This window comes from Pseudarthrobacter sp. C1 (assembly GCF_034720455.1).
Taxonomy (GTDB): Bacteria; Actinomycetota; Actinomycetes; order Actinomycetales; family Micrococcaceae; genus Arthrobacter.
Genome location: NZ_JAYESK010000009.1, coordinates 150,918 through 171,536, shown reverse-complemented (window position 1 = coordinate 171,536; position 20,619 = coordinate 150,918). Strand labels below are relative to the sequence as shown.

General features: G+C 66.0%; 22 protein-coding genes. 4 read left to right on the top strand and 18 right to left on the bottom strand.

The features are described 5' to 3' along the window. Positions 1 to 148: 148 nt before the first annotated feature. From U7114_RS15740 to U7114_RS15715, 6 genes are all read right to left on the bottom strand, one after another. Positions 149 to 1,138 (bottom strand): sugar kinase, encoded by a 990-nt coding sequence (locus tag U7114_RS15740; protein WP_323057886.1) that lies wholly within the window; start codon positions 1,136 to 1,138, stop codon positions 149 to 151. Continuing rightward, entirely contained in the window at positions 1,135 to 1,806 is a 672-nt protein-coding gene (locus U7114_RS15735; protein WP_323057885.1) for a bifunctional 4-hydroxy-2-oxoglutarate aldolase/2-dehydro-3-deoxy-phosphogluconate aldolase, read from the bottom strand. The genes U7114_RS15740 and U7114_RS15735 overlap by 4 nt, the downstream gene beginning before the upstream one ends. Before the next feature lie 53 nt (positions 1,807 to 1,859). Beyond that, positions 1,860 to 3,008, bottom strand: a complete 1,149-nt coding sequence (dgoD, locus tag U7114_RS15730) for a galactonate dehydratase (protein WP_157239595.1) — start codon at positions 3,006 to 3,008, stop codon at positions 1,860 to 1,862. 7 nt (positions 3,009 to 3,015) lie between these two features. Then, complete coding sequence (locus U7114_RS15725; RefSeq protein ID WP_157239597.1) at positions 3,016 to 3,894, bottom strand: carbohydrate ABC transporter permease; 879 nt, start codon at positions 3,892 to 3,894, stop codon at positions 3,016 to 3,018. Beyond that, a complete protein-coding gene (locus U7114_RS15720) occupies positions 3,891 to 4,844 on the bottom strand; it encodes a carbohydrate ABC transporter permease (RefSeq protein ID WP_228405109.1) in 954 nt (317 codons plus the stop codon). Before U7114_RS15720 ends, U7114_RS15725 begins: the two co-directional genes overlap by 4 nt. A 113-nt stretch (positions 4,845 to 4,957) precedes the next feature. Beyond that, a complete protein-coding gene (locus U7114_RS15715; protein WP_323057884.1) occupies positions 4,958 to 6,253 on the bottom strand; it encodes a sugar ABC transporter substrate-binding protein in 1,296 nt (431 codons plus the stop codon). A gap of 141 nt (positions 6,254 to 6,394) precedes the next feature. Between U7114_RS15715 and U7114_RS15710 the strand changes: the two genes are divergently transcribed. After that, the gene (locus tag U7114_RS15710; RefSeq protein ID WP_157239603.1) at positions 6,395 to 7,168 is read left to right on the top strand and encodes a FadR/GntR family transcriptional regulator; all 774 of its coding nucleotides are present in this window, start codon (positions 6,395 to 6,397) and stop codon (positions 7,166 to 7,168) included. Positions 7,169 to 7,345: 177 nt separating this feature from the next. Here the strand turns inward: U7114_RS15710 and U7114_RS15705 are convergent, their stop codons facing one another. Together U7114_RS15705 and U7114_RS15700 are read right to left on the bottom strand one after the other, a co-directional pair. Next, a complete protein-coding gene (locus U7114_RS15705) occupies positions 7,346 to 7,564 on the bottom strand; it encodes a hypothetical protein (protein ID WP_323057883.1) in 219 nt (72 codons plus the stop codon). 62 nt (positions 7,565 to 7,626) lie between these two features. Continuing rightward, positions 7,627 to 8,091, bottom strand: coding sequence for a phage tail protein (locus tag U7114_RS15700; protein WP_323057882.1), 465 nt, complete (start codon positions 8,089 to 8,091; stop codon positions 7,627 to 7,629). 100 nt (positions 8,092 to 8,191) lie between these two features. Here U7114_RS15700 and U7114_RS15695 point away from each other — a divergent pair, with 100 nt between their 5' ends. Beyond that, positions 8,192 to 8,596: a hypothetical protein gene (locus U7114_RS15695; RefSeq protein ID WP_323057881.1), complete on the top strand. Its 405-nt coding sequence runs from the start codon at positions 8,192 to 8,194 to the stop codon at positions 8,594 to 8,596. Positions 8,597 to 8,620: 24 nt separating this feature from the next. On the opposite strand, the gene ilvD is transcribed toward U7114_RS15695, so the two are convergent. After that, positions 8,621 to 10,486: a dihydroxy-acid dehydratase gene (ilvD, locus tag U7114_RS15690; protein ID WP_323057880.1), complete on the bottom strand. Its 1,866-nt coding sequence runs from the start codon at positions 10,484 to 10,486 to the stop codon at positions 8,621 to 8,623. Positions 10,487 to 10,561: 75 nt separating this feature from the next. On the opposite strand from ilvD, the gene U7114_RS15685 reads away from it, so the two are divergent. After that, a complete protein-coding gene (locus tag U7114_RS15685; RefSeq protein WP_416235564.1) occupies positions 10,562 to 11,413 on the top strand; it encodes a helix-turn-helix transcriptional regulator in 852 nt (283 codons plus the stop codon). A gap of 203 nt (positions 11,414 to 11,616) precedes the next feature. After that, positions 11,617 to 11,907, top strand: coding sequence for a hypothetical protein (locus U7114_RS15680; RefSeq protein ID WP_321215125.1), 291 nt, complete (start codon positions 11,617 to 11,619; stop codon positions 11,905 to 11,907). Here the strand turns inward: U7114_RS15680 and U7114_RS15675 are convergent. The 9 genes from U7114_RS15675 to U7114_RS15635 form a co-directional block, all read right to left on the bottom strand. Further along, positions 11,892 to 12,644 (bottom strand): GAF and ANTAR domain-containing protein, encoded by a 753-nt coding sequence (locus U7114_RS15675; protein ID WP_323057879.1) that lies wholly within the window; start codon positions 12,642 to 12,644, stop codon positions 11,892 to 11,894. The two genes, U7114_RS15680 and U7114_RS15675, sit on opposite strands and share 16 nt — an antisense overlap. Positions 12,645 to 12,822: 178 nt before the next feature. Next, positions 12,823 to 13,263 carry an SRPBCC family protein gene (locus tag U7114_RS15670; RefSeq protein ID WP_321215123.1) on the bottom strand — a complete coding sequence of 147 codons (441 nt, stop codon included), beginning with the start codon at positions 13,261 to 13,263 and terminating at the stop codon, positions 12,823 to 12,825. A gap of 178 nt (positions 13,264 to 13,441) precedes the next feature. After that, positions 13,442 to 14,215 carry an SDR family NAD(P)-dependent oxidoreductase gene (locus U7114_RS15665; protein WP_321215122.1) on the bottom strand — a complete coding sequence of 258 codons (774 nt, stop codon included), beginning with the start codon at positions 14,213 to 14,215 and terminating at the stop codon, positions 13,442 to 13,444. A gap of 27 nt (positions 14,216 to 14,242) precedes the next feature. Next, on the bottom strand, positions 14,243 to 15,613 hold the full coding sequence (locus tag U7114_RS15660) for an MFS transporter (RefSeq protein WP_321215121.1): 1,371 nt from the start codon (positions 15,611 to 15,613) through the stop codon (positions 14,243 to 14,245). A 217-nt stretch (positions 15,614 to 15,830) separates the two neighbouring features. Then, the gene (locus U7114_RS15655) at positions 15,831 to 16,544 is read right to left on the bottom strand and encodes a FadR/GntR family transcriptional regulator (RefSeq protein ID WP_321215120.1); all 714 of its coding nucleotides are present in this window, start codon (positions 16,542 to 16,544) and stop codon (positions 15,831 to 15,833) included. A 107-nt stretch (positions 16,545 to 16,651) separates the two neighbouring features. Then, positions 16,652 to 17,143, bottom strand: a complete 492-nt coding sequence (locus U7114_RS15650; protein WP_323057878.1) for an RpiB/LacA/LacB family sugar-phosphate isomerase — start codon at positions 17,141 to 17,143, stop codon at positions 16,652 to 16,654. Then, positions 17,140 to 18,888 carry a dihydroxyacetone kinase family protein gene (locus tag U7114_RS15645; RefSeq protein ID WP_323057877.1) on the bottom strand — a complete coding sequence of 583 codons (1,749 nt, stop codon included), beginning with the start codon at positions 18,886 to 18,888 and terminating at the stop codon, positions 17,140 to 17,142. Before U7114_RS15645 ends, U7114_RS15650 begins: the two co-directional genes overlap by 4 nt. Before the next feature lie 61 nt (positions 18,889 to 18,949). Further along, a complete protein-coding gene (locus tag U7114_RS15640; protein WP_157239627.1) occupies positions 18,950 to 19,723 on the bottom strand; it encodes an SDR family NAD(P)-dependent oxidoreductase in 774 nt (257 codons plus the stop codon). Positions 19,724 to 19,768: 45 nt separating this feature from the next. Continuing rightward, positions 19,769 to 20,593 (bottom strand): sugar phosphate isomerase/epimerase, encoded by an 825-nt coding sequence (locus tag U7114_RS15635; RefSeq protein WP_323057876.1) that lies wholly within the window; start codon positions 20,591 to 20,593, stop codon positions 19,769 to 19,771. Between the last annotated feature and the right edge of the window lie 26 nt (positions 20,594 to 20,619).

Here is a 20,619-nt window from a genome sequence, read left to right as displayed (position 1 = left end):
ACCATCCTCCGTGGTGACCCGCAGCGTCACGAAGTTACGGGAGGGACTGGTCACAAACACATCGGCAGCAATGATTTTCACAACAGATCCAGGCTTTCTTAATCGATGGGGCGGCGGGTTGTGCGGGCAGGGGTGGACCGCGAACGGGTCAACGCTGCGTGGTTCCACTGGGAGTGGTTCCCAGCAGGGCAAGTTCCGCACGGTTGGGAAGGCCTTCCCAGTCCCCCGCGGTGCTGACGGCGAAGGCTCCGGTGAGCACGCCGCGCTGCAGGCGGCCGGCCACGTCGGCGCCGTCGAGCAGGGCGGACAGGTATCCGGCGGTGAAGGCGTCGCCGGCTCCCACCGTGTCGATGCTGGTGACCGGGACGGCCGGGGCGTCCCACCGGCCCTCCGAGGTGTGGACGGTGGCGCCGGCCGCGCCGCGCTTGACCACAACTTCGCGCACTCCGAGCCCAAGGATTTCGGCAACCATCGCCGATTCATTGGTGTCCGCCCCCGGTGCGCCGTCCGGCGCGGCGGCAACCAGGCCAAGTTCGTCGTCGGAAGCGATCAGGATGCCGGCATGCCGCACCAGCGGTGCCAGCACTTGCCGTGCCTCGTCCCGGGACCAGAGCTTGCTGCGGTAGTTGACGTCGATCGACACCATGATGCCGTCAGCGGCAGCGCGTTCGGCAGCGTACTCCACGGCCTTCCGGGACTCGGGGCTGAGGGCGGCCGTGATGCCGGTCAGGTGGAGGATGCGGGCGCCCGCCCGGAGGGCGTGTTCCACGTCCTCCGGGCACAGCGTTGACCCTGCCGAGCCGGAGCGGTAGTAGAAGGCGCGGGTCACGTCGGCCGTGCGTTGTTCGAGGAACATCACCCCGGTCCGTCGGGCAGCGTCCTCGCGGTGCTCCAGCCGCACTCCCTCGGCACGGAGCTGGCGGAGGATGAACTCGCCGTGCGGATCGGCACCCACAACGCCGGCCCAGCTGACGCTGTGCCCGAGCCGTGCGACGCCCACGGCCACGTTCGACTCGGCGCCGGCAACGTGCATGGTGAGGGCGCCGCCGGCGGAAAGCGGCCCGGCGGAGCGCAGCGACACCATGGACTCGCCGAAGGTCAGGAGGTCCGGAGAAGGGCGTCCGACGGCGGCAGTCACCGCAGGTCCTCCGCGGCCCTGCCGTTGTACTCTGCGGCAAGGGCAACAAAGCGGCGCGCGCGTCCGCGCATCGGAGCAAGGTCGCCCCCGGATCCGGCATCTCCAAACAGCGGGCCTCCCAGCCCAACCGCGATGGCCCCGGCTCCCCAGTATCCGGCGGCTTCATCGAGCCCGACGCCGCCCACCGCGATGAACGGGATGTCCGGGAACGGGTCGCGCAGCGCCTTGAGGTAACCGGGCCCGCCGATGGAGGCGGGAAAAAGCTTGACTGCCGTGGCGCCGCGGTTCATCGCCTCGAATGCTTCGCTCGGGGTGAGGGCCCCGGCCAGGACGGCGATCCCCCGCCCGGCCGCTGCCTCAATGGAGGGGGCGAGTGACGGGGTGACCACGAACTGGCCGCCGGCCGACTCGACGTCTTCCGCGTCCTGCTGTGTCAGCACAGTCCCGGCGCCCACGAAGCACCCGGCAGGTGCAGCGGCGCGAACCTGGCTGATCGCGGTGAGCGCCCCCGGCGTCGTCAGTGCGATTTCAACGTACTTGAAGCCCTCCTCCATCGCGGCCAGGGCCGCCCTCCCCGCGGCCTGGCCGTCTGTGCCGCGAACGATCGCCACCAGCCTGGCCTGGCGCACCCCGGCCAGCAGAGCCTCGGGGGTCAGGGTGTTTTCCATTCTGGGCTTCTCCTTTTGAGGGGTGTCTGTGTCCGTGCCCGCAGCCCGGGCGGTCACCATTCTGCGAACGCGCCGTCCGGCTGCCGCCAGACCGGGCCCCGCCAGGCGTGTCCGCGCTTGTCCGCGGCCCGGACCACGGCTTCGTCGATCTCGATGCCCAGGCCGGGTCCGGTGAGCCGCTCGATGTGGCCGTCCACGAACTTCAGCGGCGTTTTGTCCACCACGTAGTCCAGGACCTCGGCGCCTTTGTTGTAGTGGATGCCGATGCTCTGTTCCTGGATCAGGAAGTTAGGTGTCGCGAAGCCCACCTGGAGGCATGCGGCGAGTGCCAGCGGACCCAACGGGCAGTGCGGTGCCAGCTGGACTTCATAGACCTCGGCCAGCGAGGCGATCTTGCGGACCTCCGTGATGCCGCCCGCATGGGAGAGGTCCGGCTGGGCCACGGCGATGCCGGCCTGCAGCGCCGGCAGGAATTCCTGCCGGCTGTAGAGCCGCTCGCCGGTGGAGACCGGCGTGGTGGTGGACGACGTGAACTCGCGCAGCAGGTGCGTGTTCTCGGGGACCACGGGCTCTTCGAGAAAGAAAGGCCGGTAAGGCTCCAGCAGCGGCGCCACGCGGCGGGCGTTGGCGAGGCTGAAGCGGCCGTGGAAGTCCACTGCAACATCCCGGTGCTCACCCAGGACTTCGCGGGCGGCGGCCACCCGGCGGACAACGCCGTCGAGCTCGGCCACCGAGGCGATCGGACTCATCCGCCCGCTGGCATTCATCTTCACCGCGGTGAGGCCCACCTCCAGCTGGGCGCTGATCTGGTCGGCCACCTCGTTGGGTTCGTCGCCGCCCACCCAGCCGTACATCCGGATGCGGTCCCGGACGTGGCCGCCCAGCAACTGGTGCACGGGGGTGTTGAAGTGCTTGCCGGCGATATCCCAGAGGGCCTGGTCCAGGCCCGAGACGGCGCTGGCCAGGATGGGGCCGCCGCGGTAGAAGGACCCTTTGGTCATCACCTGCCAGTGGTCCTCGATCCGCAGTGCGTCGTTGCCGATCAGGAGTTCGGCGAGCTGCTCGACGGCGGTGCGCACCGTCTCGCTGCGGCCTTCGCACGTAGCTTCTCCCCAGCCGACAATTCCACTGTCCGTCTCGATCCGGACGAAGAGCCAGCGCGGCGCAACGAGGAAGGTTTCAATCCTGCTGATGAGCGTCATCTGTGGCCTAGCCCTTGGTCGCGCCGGCGGTGAGGCCGGAAACGATGTACTTCTGCGTGAAAAGCGCAATGATCATGATCGGGATGGTGACCACGGTGGCAGCGGCCATCAGCCCGCCCCAGTCGATGCTGGCGTAGGACACAAAGTCGAAGATGGCCACGGGCAGCGTCTTGGTGCTGGAGCCGGAGAGCACCAGGGCAAACATGAAGTTGTTCCAGGAAAAGATGAACGAGAGGATCCCGGCCGTGGCGATCCCCGCGACGGAAAGGGGCAGCGTGATGAGGCGGAACGCTCCGATCGGGGTAAGCCCGTCCACCTGGGCGGACTCCTCCAGCTCGAGCGGCAGGGAATCGAAGTAGCTCATCATGATGTAGACGATCAGCGGCAGGGCAACGAACATGTGGCTGAGGATCAGCACCTCGAACCGGCCCACCATCCGCAGGTTGGAGAACACGTAGTACCACGGCACCAGCAGGGACACGCCGGGGATCACGCGGGCCATCAGGACCACGAGGGCGGAGCGGTGCATGGTGAACCGGCTCATCGCGTAGGCGGCGGGAACCCCAAGCACAATGGACAGTGCGGTGGAAACGAAGGCCACCCAGAAGCTGTTGAAGATGAAGACGAAGTAGTTGTTCCGCTGCAGGACGTTGGCGTAGTTCTCGCCGGTGGGCGTGAAGAACAGGGCCTTGCCTGTGTCATAGATGTCCACGTTGGTCTTGAGGGAGGCAAGGAACATCCAGAACAGCGGGGCGAGGAGGAACAGCACCACGGCAATGAGGGCTGCAACCCGGAAGACCTTGTAGAGCCTGACGGACAGGGGCTTCCGGCGGCGGTGAAGCACCTGGGGCTTCCCGGATGTTTGGGTTGGGGTCAGGACGGTCATTTGCTTACCGCTTTCTTGCGCATGGTCAGCAGCCACATCGAGCCGATGATGATCATGAAGAACAGGATCAGGACGGCGGAGGACAGCCCGTACTGGTTGTAGTCGAAGCTCAGGCCGTAGGCGTAGACGTTCAGGGTTTCCACTTCGTTGAAGGAACCACCGCCTTTGCCCTTGGTGGCGTACAGGATGTCGAAGGTCTTCAGGGCGTCGATGCCGCGGAGCAGGATGGCAACGATCACGGTGGGCATCATGAGGGGCAGCGTGATGTAGAAGAAGCGCTGGAAGGCGTTGGCGCCGTCCACCCGGGCAGCCTCGTCAGGTTCATCGGAGAGGGACGTCAGCCCGGCAAGGAGGATCAGCACCACCATCGGGGTCCACTGCCAGACGTCCATGAAAATGGTGGTGCCAAGGGCCGTGTCCTGGCCGGAAAGCCAGGGCTGCGGCGGAATGCCGATCATTCCGAGCAGCTGGTTGGCGAAGCCGATGTTGGGATCGAAGATCAGGCGCCACATCATTCCGACGGCAACCGGGGTGGCCACCAGGGGAAGCAGGATGGCCACGCGGACCCACTTTTCACCGCGGAAGGGACGCCACAGGAGCAGTGCGATGCCCATACCGAGCACAACCTCGCAGACCAGTGCGACACCCGTGAAGGTCAACGTGCGGCCCACCGCCGGCCAGAAGCGCTCGGTGTCAGTGAGGACTGTCAGGTAGTTCTGCAGACCGATGAACTCCGTGGCGGCGCGTACGGAGCCCTGCGAATCGGTGAGGCTCAGGTACAGGGTCCACACCAGAGGGAAGACAATCAGGACGCCGACGAAGATCATCGCTGGGGCCGCAAAAAGCCATTTGCGGTGCCGGTTGGACCAGGCGGAGATGTTCCCCCCAACGCTGGGAGGGCGGCCGGCGCTGCGGGCGGGAGCGCTGCGGGGAGCGTTCGTAACGGACATGGTTCACCTAAGGAGTTGGGGGGAGCGGTCCGCGGCGGGACGGCGACCGGGGTCTGCCGTCCCGCCGGGCTGTGGTGCTGGCTGCGCTGGACGCAGCGCGGGCGCCTGTGGCGTTACTTCTTTTCGCCGTCCAGGAACTTCTGGAAGGCTTCGTTGGCCGAGTCGGCCGCAGCGGAAGGGTCGGCGCCGGTGATGCTGGCTACGATGGGCTCGCCCACGATTTCCCTGGCCTTGCCCACGGTCACAACCTGCGGACGGTCATGGCCCACACCGTTCTTCGCACTGACGGCGATGGCTTCGGCGAGGTCCTTGGGGTAGGTGGACGTACCCTCTGGGTTCGACCACACGGAAGTCCGGGGTCCGGGGACACCGGCCTTCTGCGCGGCCAGGGTGCGTTCCTTGCCCGTGGCCCACTGGATGAACTTCCACGCGTTGTCCTGGTTGCTGGACGCCTCGTTGACCGCCAAGCCCCATGAGGGGATGTTGTACGGCTTGGAACCTGCGGGACCTGCCGGCAGGGTTGCGAAACCTACAGAGTCCGCCACCTTGGACTTGGCCGGATCAGTGGCGTTCTTGTAGAGCGAGTCCGCCTCGGTGTAGAAGGCGGCCTTGCCCTGGGTGAAGATTGCCATGGCCTCGGGCCAGCTCATGTCGGTGCTGACGTTGGCGGGGCCGTAGTTCCTGATGAGGCCGCCGTAGTATCCGTAGGCCTTCTTTGCCGCGTCCGAGTTGACGGCAGACTTTCCGCTGGAGTCGGTGAAGTCGCCACCGAAGCTGTACAGGAAACTGGAGAACTGGGTGACGGCCGCGGACTTGCCGGTGCGGGCCACGAAGCCGGCGATGTCGGGGTTGGACGCCTTGATGGCCTTGGCCGCCGCTTCAAGCTCCTCCATGGTCTTGGGAACCTGGAGTCCGGCGGCCTGCAGCAGGTCCTTGCGGTAGTAGAGGACCTCGCGCTCGGTGATGATAGGGACGCCGACGACCTTGCCGTCGGCGGTGGTGGCCTTGACCGGGCCTTCCTGGTAGTCCTTCCAGTCCCAGCCGGAATCGGAGGACACCTTTTCGGTCAGGTCAGCAAGGTAGCCGTTCTTGGCGAATGCCTTGCCTTCCTGGAGCGGGCGGTACATCATCACGTCGATCTCATCGCTGCCCGCGTTGAGCTTGACGTTGTACTGGTCCGAGAGCTGGTCCTCGCCGAGCTGGGTCAGCTCCACCTTGAGCCCGCTGGACTTCTCGAAGTCGGGAATGGCTGCCTTGATGCCTTCAGTCCAGACATGGTTGGCCAGCGTCACCCGCACCGTGCCTGATTCCTTGGCGTCCGTGCTGCCGCCGCCACCGCTGCAGGCAGTCAGCCCCAGCGAAAGTGCTGCGGCGACTGCCGCATACTTCACGATTGAACGTCGCTTCATTACGACTCCCTTTGCTTTCCGAGGGCTGACGTCACTGTCCAGCCGCCCTACAAATGCATCTTTACATCTGTCTTGGAAGCGATCATAGGGAAATAAGGCAGACTTAGACAACCCCTTGCCAGTGAGCCGTATGATTTATTTATGAAAATCCCAAAGGCGGAGTCCCCTACCGACCTGCATGCGGCGCTGGTCGAAAGCCTGGGGCTCGGCATCGCCGATGGGCGCTGGGCCCCGCACTCCGTACTGCGGCTGGATGAGCTGGAGGGGCAGCACAATGTATCCCGGTCCGTGGTCCGTGAGGCCGCCCGGGTGCTGTCATCAAAAGGCATGCTGGAATCCCGGCGGCGCTTTGGGACAGTTGTGCAGCCTGAAGAGTGCTGGAATCTCTACGATCCCCAAGTGATCCGCTGGCGCCTGGCTTCCGCCCGCCGGCTGGAGCAGCTGCAGTCCCTCAATGAACTTCGCGGAGCCATCGAGCCGCAGGCCGCGCGCCTCGCCGCCGAACGGGCCTCCTGGGACGCCGGCAGCGAGCTCGTTTCCCTTGCGGCCAAGCTGTGGGCCGCCGGCCAACGCGGAGACCAGGAGGAATTCCTCCGGCTGGACGTGGAGTTCCATGCCGCAATACTCAAAGCTTCCGGTAATGCAATGTTCTCCCAGCTGCAGAACCTTGTGGCGGAGGTCCTCACCGGCCGGACGGAACATGGCCTGATGCCCCATCTGCCGCACCACGAAGCCCTGCAGCTGCATGTAGATGTTGCCAGCGCCATCCAGCGCGGCGAGGCGGGCGCAGCGCACGCAGCGATGAGCAGGATTGTGGAGCAGTCCACCGAAGAAATGGGCCAGATCTGGTCAAGCAGCCAGGGCGGGGCGGGCAACGCTCCGCTGGCCCCTCCGGCGGACATCGCCCACACCTAGGATCCACTTAGGCCACCGTGCTTCAGGCGCCTTTCGCCGAGCCCAGCACCTTCGCGAGGAATTCCAGGGCGGTCAATGCTTCGGGCGTGCCCGCGGCGAGGTTCAAGATGCCCGTGAATCAGCCGATGTAACCTCCGGACCCGGCGACGGCGAGATGTTGGTGATGACACCGTTCTCCTACTGATCGGCGCGGACATCCAGCAGCCACTTGCGGGAGAATCCGACGACGTCGACTAGGTACGCGGCGGTGGGGACAAACAGCTGCCAGTCCAGCCGGCCTTTCCCGCTGCGGGCAACCGGTGGGGCCTCGCAGGCGCTGTCCCGGAAGCTCCACTGCGCGACCTCGTGGAGCTTGTCCAGCCGCTCATCCGGAGGAACTGCAGCAAGAGACGGCACGACCTACTTGCATGCTGGCGTGTTGGCGGGCGGTTGGCCTCCGTGGCCGAGCCGTCCCCGCTTCAGTACTGGCCCTTGATCACGAAGTAGGAGCCCCTGATGGTGCCGGCGAGCTTCGACTTCTGGCGCGCGAACTTGAAGGTGGACGCCAGTTCCTCGGGAATCTCCATGCCGTCGGAGAGCTTGAAACCAACCGCCCGTTTCCCGCCGTCCTCGATGCTGTACATAACGTTGATGGACAGGCCGGATTCGTAGAACACGTACGCCATCCGCAGCCCGCCCACCTCGAAGGAAGAAACCTCAAGCGGGCGCGATGAGATGACGAGGTTGCGCTCGGTGGCGAGGATGTTCTTCACGTATTCCAGCGTCTCCGGCGCCTCCTCCGCGGGCGTGACCGTGAAGTCGTGGCCGTACTTGTTCTTGTAGTAGCGGGCCTCGTTGGCACGCAGCCCGGCCAGCGCCTCCGCGACGGGTGAGGACTCCAGCCCCACGGTGGACACGTTCTTGAAATCAACGGTGTACGGCAATGATCCTCCTGGGAATTCTCCTTCGCACATCCTCGCAGACAGGGAGGACAATTGTTGGTGCAGCGCCAACAATCAGCCTTGCCTGCACCGGGAGGACGGGATGGGCAATTTCATCGCATACCTGGACACCTCGGAGGTCCGCCCGGGCAAACTTGGGGAGCTCAAGGAAGCCATGGCGGAACTGGCGGCCTTCGTTGAGCAGAACGAGCCCCGGATCCTCTCCTACAGCGTCTACTTCTCCGACGACGGATCCACCATGAAGGTCCTCCATCTGCACTCGGATTTAGCCTCGCTGGAGTTGCACCTGAAGGTGGCCGGCGCCAGGTTCCCGCCGGTTGCGCCGCTGATCATCATGAAATCCATCGAGATATTCGGCCGCCCCACCGAGGAGCTGCTGGCCCGGCTTCGGGCGAAAGCACAGCTCCTCGGCACCGGTTCCGTCACGGTCCACGACCTCCACGCCGGCTTCGCGCGCTTCCGCACCAGCCAACCTTTCCAGCCGTAAGACGCGCCCCGGGCCCGGGAAGACCTAGACGAGGTTCTCCACCAGCGAGACATCCCGCACCGCACCCTTGTCCGCGGACAGAGCCATGGCGGCGTAGGCGCGCAGGGCCGGGGAGACCAGGCGGTCCCGGTTCTTGGCCTTGTAACCGCCATTGGCTTCCAGTTTCTCGCGACGCTCGGCAAGGACCTCGTCGGAGACCTCCAGCTGCATTGAGCGCTGAGAGATGTTGATGCTGATGATGTCGCCGTCCTCCACCAGGGCGATAGTGCCGCCGGAGGCGGCCTCCGGGGAGATGTGGCCGATCGACAGGCCGGAGGTGCCGCCGGAGAAGCGGCCGTCCGTAATCAGGGCGCACTTCTTGCCCAGGCCGCGGCCCTTGAGGAACGACGTCGGGTAGAGCATTTCCTGCATGCCCGGACCGCCGCGGGGGCCTTCGTAGCGGATGACCACCACGTCGCCTTCCTTGACGGTCTTGTTCAGGATCTTTTCCACGGCCTCGTCCTGGGACTCGCACACCACGGCCGGGCCGGAGAAGGTCCAGATGGACTCGTCCACGCCGGCGGTCTTCACCACGGCGCCGTCGACGGCCACGTTGCCGCGGAGCACGGCCAGGCCGCCGTCCTTGGAGTAGGCGTGTTCCACGGAGCGGATGCAGCCTTCCGCGGCGTCGGTGTCCAGGGAGGTCCACTCGTTCGACTGGGAGAACGCGGTGGAGGAGCGGACGCCGCCGGGGGCTGCGTGCCAGAGGGCCTTCGCTTCGTCGGTTGCCTTGCCGCCGCGGATATCCCAGTCGTCCAGCCAGCCGTCCAGGTCGGCGGAGTGCACGGAGTGGACGTCCTTGTGCAGCAGGCCGCCGCGGTTCAGCTCGCCCAGCAGCGCGGGGATGCCGCCGGCGCGGTGCACATCCTCCATGTAGTAGGTCTTGTCCTTGGCCACGTTCGGGGCCACCTTCGCCAGGCAGGGCACCTGGCGGGACTTGGCATCCATCTCGGCCAGGCCGTAGTCCACGCCCGCCTCCTGGGCCGCGGCGAGCAGGTGCAGGATGGTGTTGGTGGAGCCGCCCATGGAAATGTCCAGCGCCATGGCGTTGTCGAATGCCTTGGCGGTGGCGATGGAGCGCGGCAGCACGGAGTCGTCGTCGCCGTCGTAATAGCGCTTCACCAGCTCGACGACGGTGCTTCCGGCCTTCTCATACAGCGCCCTGCGCGCGGTGTGGGTGGCCAGCACGGAGCCGTTGCCCGGCAGGGACAGGCCGATGGCCTCGGTAAGGCAGTTCATGGAGTTGGCGGTGAACATGCCGGAGCAGGAACCGCAGGTGGGGCAGGCATTCTCTTCGATGAGGTTGATGTCTTCATCGGAGATGGACTCGTCCACGGCGTCGGCGATCGCGTTCACCAGGTCCAGGGAGCGCACGGAGCCGTCGGTCAGGGTCACGCGGCCGGCCTCCATGGGTCCGCCGGAAACGAAGACCACGGGGATGTTCAGGCGCAGCGCCGCCATGAGCATGCCCGGGGTGATCTTGTCGCAGTTGGAGATGCACACCAGCGCGTCGGCGCAGTGGGCGTTCACCATGTACTCCACGGAGTCGGCGATCAGGTCGCGGGACGGCAGCGAATAGAGCATGCCGCTGTGGCCCATCGCGATGCCGTCGTCCACGGCAATGGTGTTGAACTCGCGCGGCACGGCGCCGGCGGCGAGGATCGCGTCGGAGACGATCCGGCCCACGGGGGCGAGGTGGGTGTGGCCGGGGACGAACTCGGTGAAGGAGTTGGCGACGGCGATGATCGGCTTGCCGATGTCCGCGTTGGCGACGCCGGAGGCGCGCAGCAGTGCGCGGGCTCCGGCCATGTTGCGGCCGTGGGTGACAGTGCGTGAACGAAGAGGAGGCATGCTACCGATCCTGCCGTCCCGGGCGCGCGGGCGGAAGACAGTGCTGATACTAGTAGCAGGAGTACCAGAGTACTAGTGTTGGATGTCGTGAAAGAGGCAGGCGAAAAGCGCAAGGAACTCGGTCTTTTCCTGCGGGCACGCCGCGACCAGGCGCTGCGGTCGGAGTACGGCCTGCCGCCCGTGGCCCGCCGGCGGGAACGCGGACTGCGGCGGGAGGAGGTGGCCTTCCTTTCCGGCGTGAGCGTCACCTGGTATACGTGGCTCGAGCAGGGCCGGGAGATCAGGCCCTCGCGGGAAGTCCTGGAAGCCGTGGCCCGGACCCTGCACCTCTCGGAGACCGGCCGCTCCTACGTCCTGTCCCTCGCAGGCTATTCCGCGCCGGTGTCCGCAGGCCCGGCAGCTGCAGACGCTCCAGCCCACATCCAGCGGCTCCTCGATGCCTTGGGCCCCAACCCGGCCTTCGCGCTTGCCCCGGACTGGAGCGTCACGGGCTGGAACCGGGCCTATGCCGCGCTCTATCCCAACATCGCCAACGTGGCCGCCCCGGAACGGAACCTGCTGTGGCTGGTTTTCACCGACCCGTATGTCCGTGAACTGCTCCCCGACTGGGACGTCACCAGCAGGCGGTTCCTGGCAGAGTTCCGGGCGGAAGCCGGGCAGCGGCTGGGCGATCCGGACGTGGCCTACCAGGTGGAGCGGCTCAAGGAGACGAGTCCGGAATTCAAGGAAAGCTGGGACCGGTACGACATCCTGGGTTTCGAATCCCGCGAACGGCTGTTCCACCACCCGTCGGTGGGCGTCCTCCGGCTGGAGCACCACCAGGTCTCGCCGTCGGACCGGCCGGACCTCCATCTTGTGGTCTACACCCCGGCACCGGACAGCGATGCTGCAGAGCAGATCCAGCGGCTCCTGGCCGTGGGCAGCTAGTACGACGTCGGACTCCACTCCCCCAGGTCCGTCGCCTCAAGGTGGAACGCGCCGTCGTCGTGCTTCCATTCCACACGGATGGTTCCGGGAATCCCGCCGCAGTGCCGGGCTTGGAAAAAAGAGTCACCACCCCGCCCATCCAGCGGCGCCTCGGCTCCGAACCTTCACCGGGTAAAGATGTACTTCCAGGAAAGGACGGAGCGGTGGACGCAGCGGACCAGCAGGCCTTGACCGGCGCAGTGATACGGGAGCACGGCCTGGACATGGGTCAGTTGTGGCTGGAACACCTGGCCCTCGGCGGCGACGCCTCCGAGGAGGAAATCCGGGACTACAGCGCGGGGCTGGCAATCCTTCCTCCAAAGGACCGGGACGCTTTGGCCCAGGCCGTCAACGAACATTGTGCTGCAGCAGGGCTGCTGTCCCGCGCGCCGTTCAGTGGCTCCCTGCTGGCCCGGGCACGCAGCGACTCACAGGAACCCTACTCGTCGAAGTAGGTCGAGATGCCGGAACTGCCGGGGATTGATGCAACCACGGTTGCGGCAACGTCCTTGAGCTTCATGTTCCGTGTGTTGGATGCCTGCAGCAGCACGCTGAACGCCTGGTGCTGGCTGCAATGGCTTTGGGCCATGATGGCACCTGTGGCCAGGTCGATCACAGTCCGTGATTTCATGGCCGCGCTCATGCTGTCCCTGGTGTCCTGCAACCTGCCGATCCGCAGGGCCAGCCGCAGGCTTTTTGAAACCTGTCCGGAGAAGGCCCGGGCCGTGGCAATGTCTTCGCTGCTGAACGCCTGAAGCCGCCGGCAGTACAGGCTGAGCGCGCCACGGATGTCTTCGCCAAGCACGAGCGGCACACTCACAGCGGAGAACAATCCCTGCCGGGAGAGGGCACTCGCATACGCGGGCCACCGCTTTTCCTGGCTCACATCGGGGACCAGAACGGTGTCCGTGGTGCGCATGGCGGTGATGCCCGGGCCATAGCCGTACTTGTCCTGGAGCTGGTCGAGGGTGCGGATGCAGGGATCGCTGCCGGCTATGGCGGTGGCCTTCTTGTGCCTTTCGACGGCAACGCCGCAGAAAACTTCCCGGTCCTGGCTGCTGAGCCGTGCCGCGGCATAGCCGGCCAGGTCCCGAAGGAACTCGTCAACATCGGCACTGTCCAGCACCAGGTCCTGAAGATGCAGCGCGACGTCTGCGAAAACTTCGTCATTCGCGGCTTCGGCGTGAGCCAATGCTTCCCCCTCCCGAACAGCACAAAGGCCATGTAGTCCATTAAAGAACGCCTTGGCCGCTCACTGCCGAACGGTATATGCCAGCCTACCTGCGGGAAAGTCATAATGTGTCCACCATGACGACCGCATGCCCGCGCACCCGGGAATGCCCGGGGAAGCACGGCGTAACGGCGTAAGCCTAGGCGGCGGCCAGGGCGTTGAGCGTGTCCCGGATCCCGTTCAGCGCCGGGTCCCGCAGGGACATAAAGGCAGGTTTCAGGAGCGGCTGGACGATTTTTGCCGGCCCCTTGATGCTGAACTCCGCGGTGTATTTCACTACCGACCCCTGGGCGGCGGGACTCACGTCGATGGAGTCGAAGGCCGTGACGGATTTGTTCTCGCCACGGAGCTTGATGTGGTTTTCAGTCAGCTCGATTACCTCGTACTCCAGTGACTGGCGCTTGCCACGGAACTCGGACTCGGCGTGGTACCGGTGCCCCACCGCGACCGGGCCGGGCGTCAGCTTTTCCATCACCGGAGTGTTGGGGTCCCACTCGCTGGTGTTCTCGAACGCGCTCAGGAAGGCAAAGGCCTTGTCTGCGGACAGTTTGGTTTCCACACTTCCGGTGACTGTGATCATCACCCCAGTGTAGGAACCGGCACCCGGGAAGCCCAGCCCCCGGACGCCAGGGCGGGGATGTCCCGGATGCGGATGCGGATCTGCAGGATGCAGATGCCCGGGCACGGGCACGGGCACAGCAGAAGCGCCCCGGACGGAACCCGCCGGGGCGCTTCTGCTGTGAATCACGGCTGTGAGGTCAGCTGACCTGCAGGCCGCCGTTGATGTCGTAGGTCGCGGCGGTGATGTAGCCGGCGTCCTTCCCGAGCAGGAAGGAAATCAGGGCGGCCACTTCCTCGCGGGTACCCACCCTTCCCATCATGATGCCCTCCGACATCTGGGCCTTGCGTTCCTCGGTGAGGGTGCCGCCCATGATGTCGGTGTCGATGGGACCGGGTGCGATCGCGTTGACGGTAACGCCGAACTCACCCACTTCACGGGCAAGGGCCCTGGTGAAGCCGATGATTCCAGCCTTGGAGGCGCTGTAGGCCACCTTGGAGTAGGTGCCGCCGCCGCGCTGGGCGGAAATCGAGGAGATGCTCACGATGCGTCCGAGCTTGCGCTCAATCATTCCCTTGAGGACGCGCTGGGACACGATGAAGGTTCCGCGCATGTTGATGGCGAACACCTTGTCCCACTCCTCCACGGTGGTCTCCATGAAGGTTGTGGGCGAGCTGATGCCGGCAAGGTTGGCGAGGGCAACGATGGGCGGCAGCGAGTCTTCGATTTCGCTGATGGCCCGGTCCACGGAGGCGGCGTCGGAAACATCCGCGCCGACTCCGATTGCCTTCACTGCACGGTTGGAACCGATTTCCGCAGCCGCGGCTTTGGCGTCTTCGGCGTTGATGTCGAGGATCGCGATGGACCAGCCCTCGCTGGCCATCAGGTCCGCCGTGGCGCGGCCGATGCCGCGGGCAGAGGCAGCCCCGGTCAGTACGACGGTTCGGTCGGCAGGAAATGGTGTGGTTGTCACAGGTGTATCTTTCGTCAGGGTTCGGGGTCAGGAGACTTTGGCTGCGTTGACTTCTGCCGCAGCGGCAACTGCCGGGTCCAGTGCGGCGTCGCCCTCAGGCCGCTTCCGGGCGTAGAAGTACGTGGCCACTGCCGTGACGCACAGGCAGAAGGACAGGAAGAGCAGTCCGCTCTGGTTGTTGCCGGTGGCGTCCTTGAGCAGGCCCACGGCGTACGGGGCCACAAAGCCGCCGAGGTTGCCGAGGGAGTTCACCAGCGCCAGCCCGGATGCGGCAGCAGCTCCGGTGAGCGCGGCGGACGGCATGGACAGGAACGGTGCAATGGCGCCGTAGATGCCCATCGCCGCAGCGGTCAGGGCGATGAGGGCAAGGATGGGGTTGACCGGAAGCAGGTAGCCCGCGGCCAGCAGGCCCATGCCGGCCAGCACCATGCTGACGGAGGAGTGCCAGGCGCGCTTGCCCGTGCGGTCCGCCCGCCTGCTCCAGAAGTACACAAAGACCGCGGCAATGGAGTACGGAATGAGGACAATGAAGCCCACCTCGGCGGTGGAGAACTTGCCAAGGGCGGCCACAATGGTGGGCATCCAGAGGCCCAGGCCGTAGATGCCGCAGACCAGGCCGAAGTACAGGGCCGAGTAGGTCAGGGTGCGCTTGTCCTTGAGGCCGGCCAGGAAGTTGTGGCTGCCGCCCTTGGATTTGGCGGCAAGTTCGGCGTCCATGGTGGTGGCGAGCCATTCGCGTTCTTCAGTGCTGAGCCACTTGGCGTCACGGGGACGGTCGGTCATCAGCATCGGGGTCAGCAGGCCGAGCAGGATGGCGGGGATGCCCTCGATAATGTAGAGCCACTGCCAGCCGTGCAGGCCCATGATGCCGTCCATCTGCAGCAGCAGGCCGGAGACCGGGGCGCCGAGGGCGTTGGAAATGGGCTGGGCGAGGATGAAGATGCCCAGGACCGTGACGCGCTGGGCGGCGGGGAACCACAGGGTCAGGTAGAAGAGGATCGCGGGGAAGAAGCCGGCTTCGGCCGCACCCAGCAGGAACCGGATGATGTAATAGGTGCTTTCCCCGTTGACCAGCGCCATGGCGCTGGCAAAGATGCCCCAGGTGATAAGGATTCTGGCCAGCCACTTGCGGGCGCCGAAGCGGTACATCCCGGCGTTGCTGGGAACTTCCAGCAGGGCGTAGCCCAGGAAGAAGATGCCGGCACCAAGGCCGTAGGCGGCGGCGGTGAGGCCGATGTCCTCGCTCATGGTGAGTTTGGCGAAGCCCACGTTATTGCGGTCAAGGTAGGCAATGAAGTAAAGCAGGACAATCAGCGGCATGACGCGGCGGCGAACCTTGCGGAGCGTGCGCTCGCCGAGTTCGCCCAGTCCTGCGGACGGCATGGAGAGTGAAGTCATCGTCGACCTTCTATCTGGCGGAAGCGGCGCATTGGGGGCGGCGCTTCCGAGGGAAATGGGGATATTCCGTCTGCTTGCTATTTGGGTCTGATGTCTGACATCTGACGAAGCAACATGAGAAAGATCATAGAAGGGTGATCCGGATTACGTCAAGCCGCCCGAAAATGGGCGCCGTCCACCGGCGATGGTGTGTCGCTGGAACCGGGGCGCCTGGAAACTAGCCGTGCGATTCAGGGTGCTGGACGTAGCGCTCGTAGTCGCGGTACGTCTGCTCCATATGATCATCCATGACCCGGCGGGAAAGTTCGGCATCACCGCTGAGGATGCTGTCCATGACCTTCTGGTGGTATTCGATCGCATGGAGCTGGATCTCGGGCACGGCCGAGGTCTCGCGCCGGGTCATGTAGAGCAACTGTCCCAACTGCGCGAAGAGGGCCCGCACGAAGGGGTTCCCCGAGGCCCTGAGCACAGCATCGTGGAACGCTATATCAGCGTCGACGAAGCGGTCCAGGTCCCCGGCCTCGTGGAAGCGCTTCATGTCCGCGATGCACTGCTCCATTTGCCGGGCATGCTCGGGAGTATGGCGCTTGGCGGCCAGGGACGCCGCGCCCGTTTCCACCATGCGCCGCATTTCGATCAGTCCCACGGACACCTGGTCCGCGCCGTTTCCATGCGAGGCGGCCTTGAAGATCGCGTCCAGGCCGGTCCAGTTGTCCGACGGGTTCACGAAGGTTCCGCGCCCCGCCTTGACGTAGAGGATGTTCTGCGCCCTCAGCGCCTTGAGCGCCTCGCGGACCGTGAGCCGGCTGACGTCGTACGCCTTTGCTATGTCCGCTTCGGGCGGGATGGCATCGTGTGGTTTTAGCTTGCCTGCCAGTATGTCGTCAAGCAGGCCGTCGACAAGATCGTCGACGAGTGTCCTGCGGCCCATCCTGGCTCCTGCCCTTGGCGTTGCCCGCTGGTGCGGGCCCTCTAAACTTTACTGTCGAATGCCGCCCTGATCAGCATCGTGGCCTGCTTCCTGCAGCGGGACCGCGCTCAGCAGGCCTCGAAGTCCGTGAGGACCTTGACCTTTCCCGCGGACGCGGAGGCCGGATCGAAGGTGTAACCGATCCACTCTTTGGCCAGCCGGCGGGCGAGTTCGATGCCCACCACGCGCTGGCCCATGGTGAGGACCTGGCAGTCGTTGGACAGGATGGAGCGTTCCACGGAAAAGGAATCGTGGGCGGCGGTGGCCCTGATTCCTTCCACCTTGTTCGCCGCGATGGCCACGCCGATTCCGGTGCCGCAGAAGAGGATGGCCCGGTCCGCGGCGCCGTCCCTGATCATTTCGCCGGCCGTGATACCCACATACGGGTACGGCCTGGTGAAGTCATCCGGAGCATCGGACCGGTTGACGCCAATGTCGATCACTTCCCTGACCCTGGGATCCTGCCGGAGGTCCTCAAGGACCTTGTCCTTGTAATCGACTCCCGCCTCGTCCGCGCCTACAACAAGTCTCAGTCCCATGGTTCGTCCTTCAGTGTTCATTGCCGTGCTCCCACGGATTCGCTGGATACGGCGGCGGTGAGGTGCGGGCCCATGACGGTGAAGATCATGGCCAGCGAGGTTGCTCCGGGATCCGGTGTGCCCAGGCTCTTTTCCGCCAAAGGGCGGGCGCGGCCCTTGAGCGGCAGCAGGCCGGCTGTCGCCTCGGCGGCCGCCGTCGCGTCGCGGGCCGCGTCCTCCCACGCCCGGCCCGGCTCCACGCCTTCTGCCACGAGCCCGGCAAAGGAAGAGGCGAACGGCAGCAACGCGTCCACCATGGTCTTGTCGCCTGTCTCCGCCTTCCCCAGCTGCACGATCCGGTCCGCGAATGCCCTGACCGCCGCTGCCAGCTGCGCGGGTTCCGGCGCCGAGCTGTTTCCAAGGGATTCACCAAAAGCCCGCAATCCCGCTCCCCACAGGACGCCGGACGTTCCGCCCGCCTTGTCGGCCCAGGCATCACCGGCGGCTGCCAGCACATCGCCCGCTCCGGCGCCCTGGGCGAGGGCAGCGGATGCAGCCGCGGCAGCGGCGTCGATCCCGCGCACCATGCCGCGCCCGTGGTCACCGTCTCCGGCGATGGCGTCCATCCTGCCGAGCCGCTCCTCGGCGTCGTGCAGGAGGGACTGCGTGGCTTCCAGCGCGGCAAAGCCCGCGGCGGCGTACTGCCGGGAGGCGTCGGTGGCAACGAACGGGGCAGAGGCCGCGTCGTCGTCGGACGCTCCTCCGGCCGCCACGGTGCCGGCCTCCCGGACCGCGTTGCCGCGGCGGTAGGCGGGTGTTTCCGCCGGGGCAAGCCACAGCGGTTCCAGTTCCTCGTCCAGCCAGGTGACGGTGAGCGAAACCCCGGCCATGTCGAGGCTGGTGACGAGTTCCCCGACCTCGGGCATCACCAGGCTGTACCCGGCGGCACGGAGCAGCGGCGCCACGGTGCCCCAGAGAACGAAGAGCTCCTCGTGCTTGGTGGAGCCGAGCCCGTTGAGGATGACCGCTATCCGTTCGCCGGCGCCGGGCGGAGTTTCAGCGAGCAGGCGTGCCACCAGTTCCCGGCCCAGCTCCTTTGCGGGCGGCAGCGCGGTGTCGAACAGTCCGGGCTCCCCGTGAATGCCCAGGCCCAGTCCCATCTGTCCGTCGGGCAGGGAGAACAGCGGCGATTCCGCGCCGGGGAAGGTGCAGCCGGAGAACGCGCTGCCGATGGTGCGGGTCCGGTCATTGGCCTTCCGGCCCAGGCGGACCACTTCGGCGAGGTCCGCGCCGGCCTCGGCTGCGGCCCCCATCACCTTGAAGACGGTGAAGTCACCGGCGATGCCGCGGCGCTTGGCGGATTCCGACGGCGGTGCGCTGGCGATGTCGTCAGTCACCAGGACGTTCTCCACGGCAATGCCCTCTGCAGCCAGGCGCTCGCTGGCCATGCCGAAGTTCATGACGTCGCCGGCGTAGTTCCCGTAGGTAAAGACGACGCCGGCGCCGGACTCTGCGGCCTTGGCCACCAAGTAGGCCTGCTGCGCGGAGGGCGAGGTGAAGATGTTTCCCACCACCGCGCCGTCGGCGAAGCCGGCGCCGATCAGCCCGGCAAAGGCCGGGTAGTGCCCGGAGCCGCCGCCCGCCAGGACGGCAACCTTGGGCCGCGGGGGGCGGAGGCGCCGCACGGCGCCGCCTGGAACCTGGCGCACCAGGTCCGCGTGGACGTCGCAGAACCCCGCCAGGGCCTCCTCGGCAAATTCCGAGGGATCGTTGAAGATTTTTGTCATGATGTGCTCTCTGCCGTGGGTTCCGGGGCGGGCTTAGGGACTGTTGAGGGGAGGCGGCTGCCTAGTGGATGTGGCTGCCGCCGTTGATGTCGATGGTGGTTCCGGTGAGGTAGGCCGAGTCCTCGGAGGAAAGGAACGTGATCACCGCGGCTACTTCCTCGGTGGTGGCGTTCCGGCCCAGCGGGATGCCGGCGTTGATGGCGGCCTCCTGCTCCTCGGTGCTGCCCACGCGGATGTTGGTGTCCACGGCGCCGGGGGTGATGGCGTTGACGGTCACGCCGGTGGCGCCCAGTTCGCGGGCCAGGGCCTTGGTGAAGCCCAGGATGGCGGCCTTGGCGGCGGAGTAGGGAACCTTGCCGAACACGCCGCCGCCGCGCTGGGCGGAGACCGAGGACATGTTCACGATGCGTCCCCAGCCGTTGTCGATCATGTCCGGCAGGAATGCCTTGGTGACCAGGTACGTGCCGGTGGCGTTGACATCCATGACCTTGTGCCAGAGCTCAAGGGTGGTTTCCAGGAACGGGACCGGCGAGGTGATGCCGGCGATGTTGGCCAGTGCGCCTACCGGCGGCAGGTTGCCGGAGGCGACCTCGGCGGCGACGGCGGCCTGGGCTGCGGTGACGGACGCTTCGTTGGCGACGTCGATCTCGTGGCCGAAGGCGGGGACGTTGAATTCATTGCCGATTTCGGCGGCGACCTTGGCGGACTTCTCGCCGTCGAGGTCCAGGATCACCACCGCCCAGCCCTGGCGTGCGTAGCGGCGGGCGGTGGTGATGCCGATGCCCCGGTCCGAGGTTGCCCCGGTGAGGACGGCGGTGCGCTGGATGGTGGTCATGATGCTCCCTTGAATCGTTTGGATTGTTGAAGTGGGTGTCGATGGTCAGATGAGGTCGGTGATGAAGCTCGCGGCTTTGGCTGCCGCTGCGGGGCGTTCGTCGTTGGTGACGTCCCTGGTTTCGAGCTCCAGCGAGAAGTGCCCCTGGTAGCCGTCCGCCGCAAGCCGGCGCAGCCCTGCGGCAAAGTCGGCGTTGCCGTTGCCGATGCTGAGGTTGATGTTTCCCGGCACGGCATCCCGGAGATGGACGTGGGAAATACTGCCCTTCCGGGATTCGAGGTACTCCAGCGGGTCTTCGCCGGCGGCGACGATATGGCTGAAGTCCATGACAATCCCGACGCCGGTGCCCGCCAGCCGCTGGGCCAGCAGTTCCGCGCGTTCGAGGTTCCAGCAGAACCGCAGGAAGTGCAGGGATTCTGTCCAGAGTTCGACGCCGGACTCCGCCGCGCGCTGCCCCGCGTGGGTGAGCTGGGCGGCAATAAGGTCCAGGTCCTCGCCAAGGCTCCGAACAGGTTCGTGGCTGAGGGCACCGCACGGGAGGACCAGCGCTTTCGCGCCGGTATTCCGCGTGAGGGTCAGCAGCGCCTCCAGGTGCCGCTCGCGGGCTGCCTGCTGTCCGGCGTCGAGTACGGCATTGAGGTCGCCTATATCGCCGTTGACGGAACGGACGCGCAGCCCGGACGCAGCAACCTCGGCCGTTACCGCGTCAACGGCCGCCGCATCCAGGTTGTACGGAACGTGATCGCACACGCCGGGGAGGGCGCCGAGATCGATCTCTTCGAAGCCCAGGCCGCTGATGGTCCGCAGGGCGGCCGGCAGGTCCTGGTGCCTGAAGCTGATGGACGAGCAGCCGAGTCGGGAGTTGAACATCGTCGTTGATCCTCTGGATGAGCGGG

Excerpts from the sequence above, each read along its gene's own strand:
- U7114_RS15735 (WP_323057885.1), bottom strand. The coding sequence starts at position 1,806 with ATGGAAAACACCCTGACCCCCGAGGCTCTGCTGGCCGGGGTGCGCCAG.
- dgoD (WP_157239595.1), bottom strand. The coding sequence starts at position 3,008 with ATGACGCTCATCAGCAGGATTGAAACCTTCCTCGTTGCGCCGCGCTGG.
- U7114_RS15725 (WP_157239597.1), bottom strand. The coding sequence starts at position 3,894 with ATGACCGTCCTGACCCCAACCCAAACATCCGGGAAGCCCCAGGTGCTT.
- U7114_RS15720 (WP_228405109.1), bottom strand. The coding sequence starts at position 4,844 with ATGTCCGTTACGAACGCTCCCCGCAGCGCTCCCGCCCGCAGCGCCGGC.
- U7114_RS15715 (WP_323057884.1), bottom strand. The coding sequence starts at position 6,253 with ATGAAGCGACGTTCAATCGTGAAGTATGCGGCAGTCGCCGCAGCACTT.
- U7114_RS15710 (WP_157239603.1), top strand. The coding sequence starts at position 6,395 with ATGAAAATCCCAAAGGCGGAGTCCCCTACCGACCTGCATGCGGCGCTG.
- U7114_RS15695 (WP_323057881.1), top strand. The coding sequence starts at position 8,192 with ATGGGCAATTTCATCGCATACCTGGACACCTCGGAGGTCCGCCCGGGC.
- ilvD (WP_323057880.1), bottom strand. The coding sequence starts at position 10,486 with ATGCCTCCTCTTCGTTCACGCACTGTCACCCACGGCCGCAACATGGCC.
- U7114_RS15670 (WP_321215123.1), bottom strand. The coding sequence starts at position 13,263 with ATGATCACAGTCACCGGAAGTGTGGAAACCAAACTGTCCGCAGACAAG.
- U7114_RS15660 (WP_321215121.1), bottom strand. The coding sequence starts at position 15,613 with ATGACTTCACTCTCCATGCCGTCCGCAGGACTGGGCGAACTCGGCGAG.
- U7114_RS15655 (WP_321215120.1), bottom strand. The coding sequence starts at position 16,544 with ATGGGCCGCAGGACACTCGTCGACGATCTTGTCGACGGCCTGCTTGAC.
- U7114_RS15650 (WP_323057878.1), bottom strand. The coding sequence starts at position 17,143 with ATGAACACTGAAGGACGAACCATGGGACTGAGACTTGTTGTAGGCGCG.
- U7114_RS15645 (WP_323057877.1), bottom strand. The coding sequence starts at position 18,888 with ATGACAAAAATCTTCAACGATCCCTCGGAATTTGCCGAGGAGGCCCTG.
- U7114_RS15640 (WP_157239627.1), bottom strand. The coding sequence starts at position 19,723 with ATGACCACCATCCAGCGCACCGCCGTCCTCACCGGGGCAACCTCGGAC.
- U7114_RS15635 (WP_323057876.1), bottom strand. The coding sequence starts at position 20,593 with ATGTTCAACTCCCGACTCGGCTGCTCGTCCATCAGCTTCAGGCACCAG.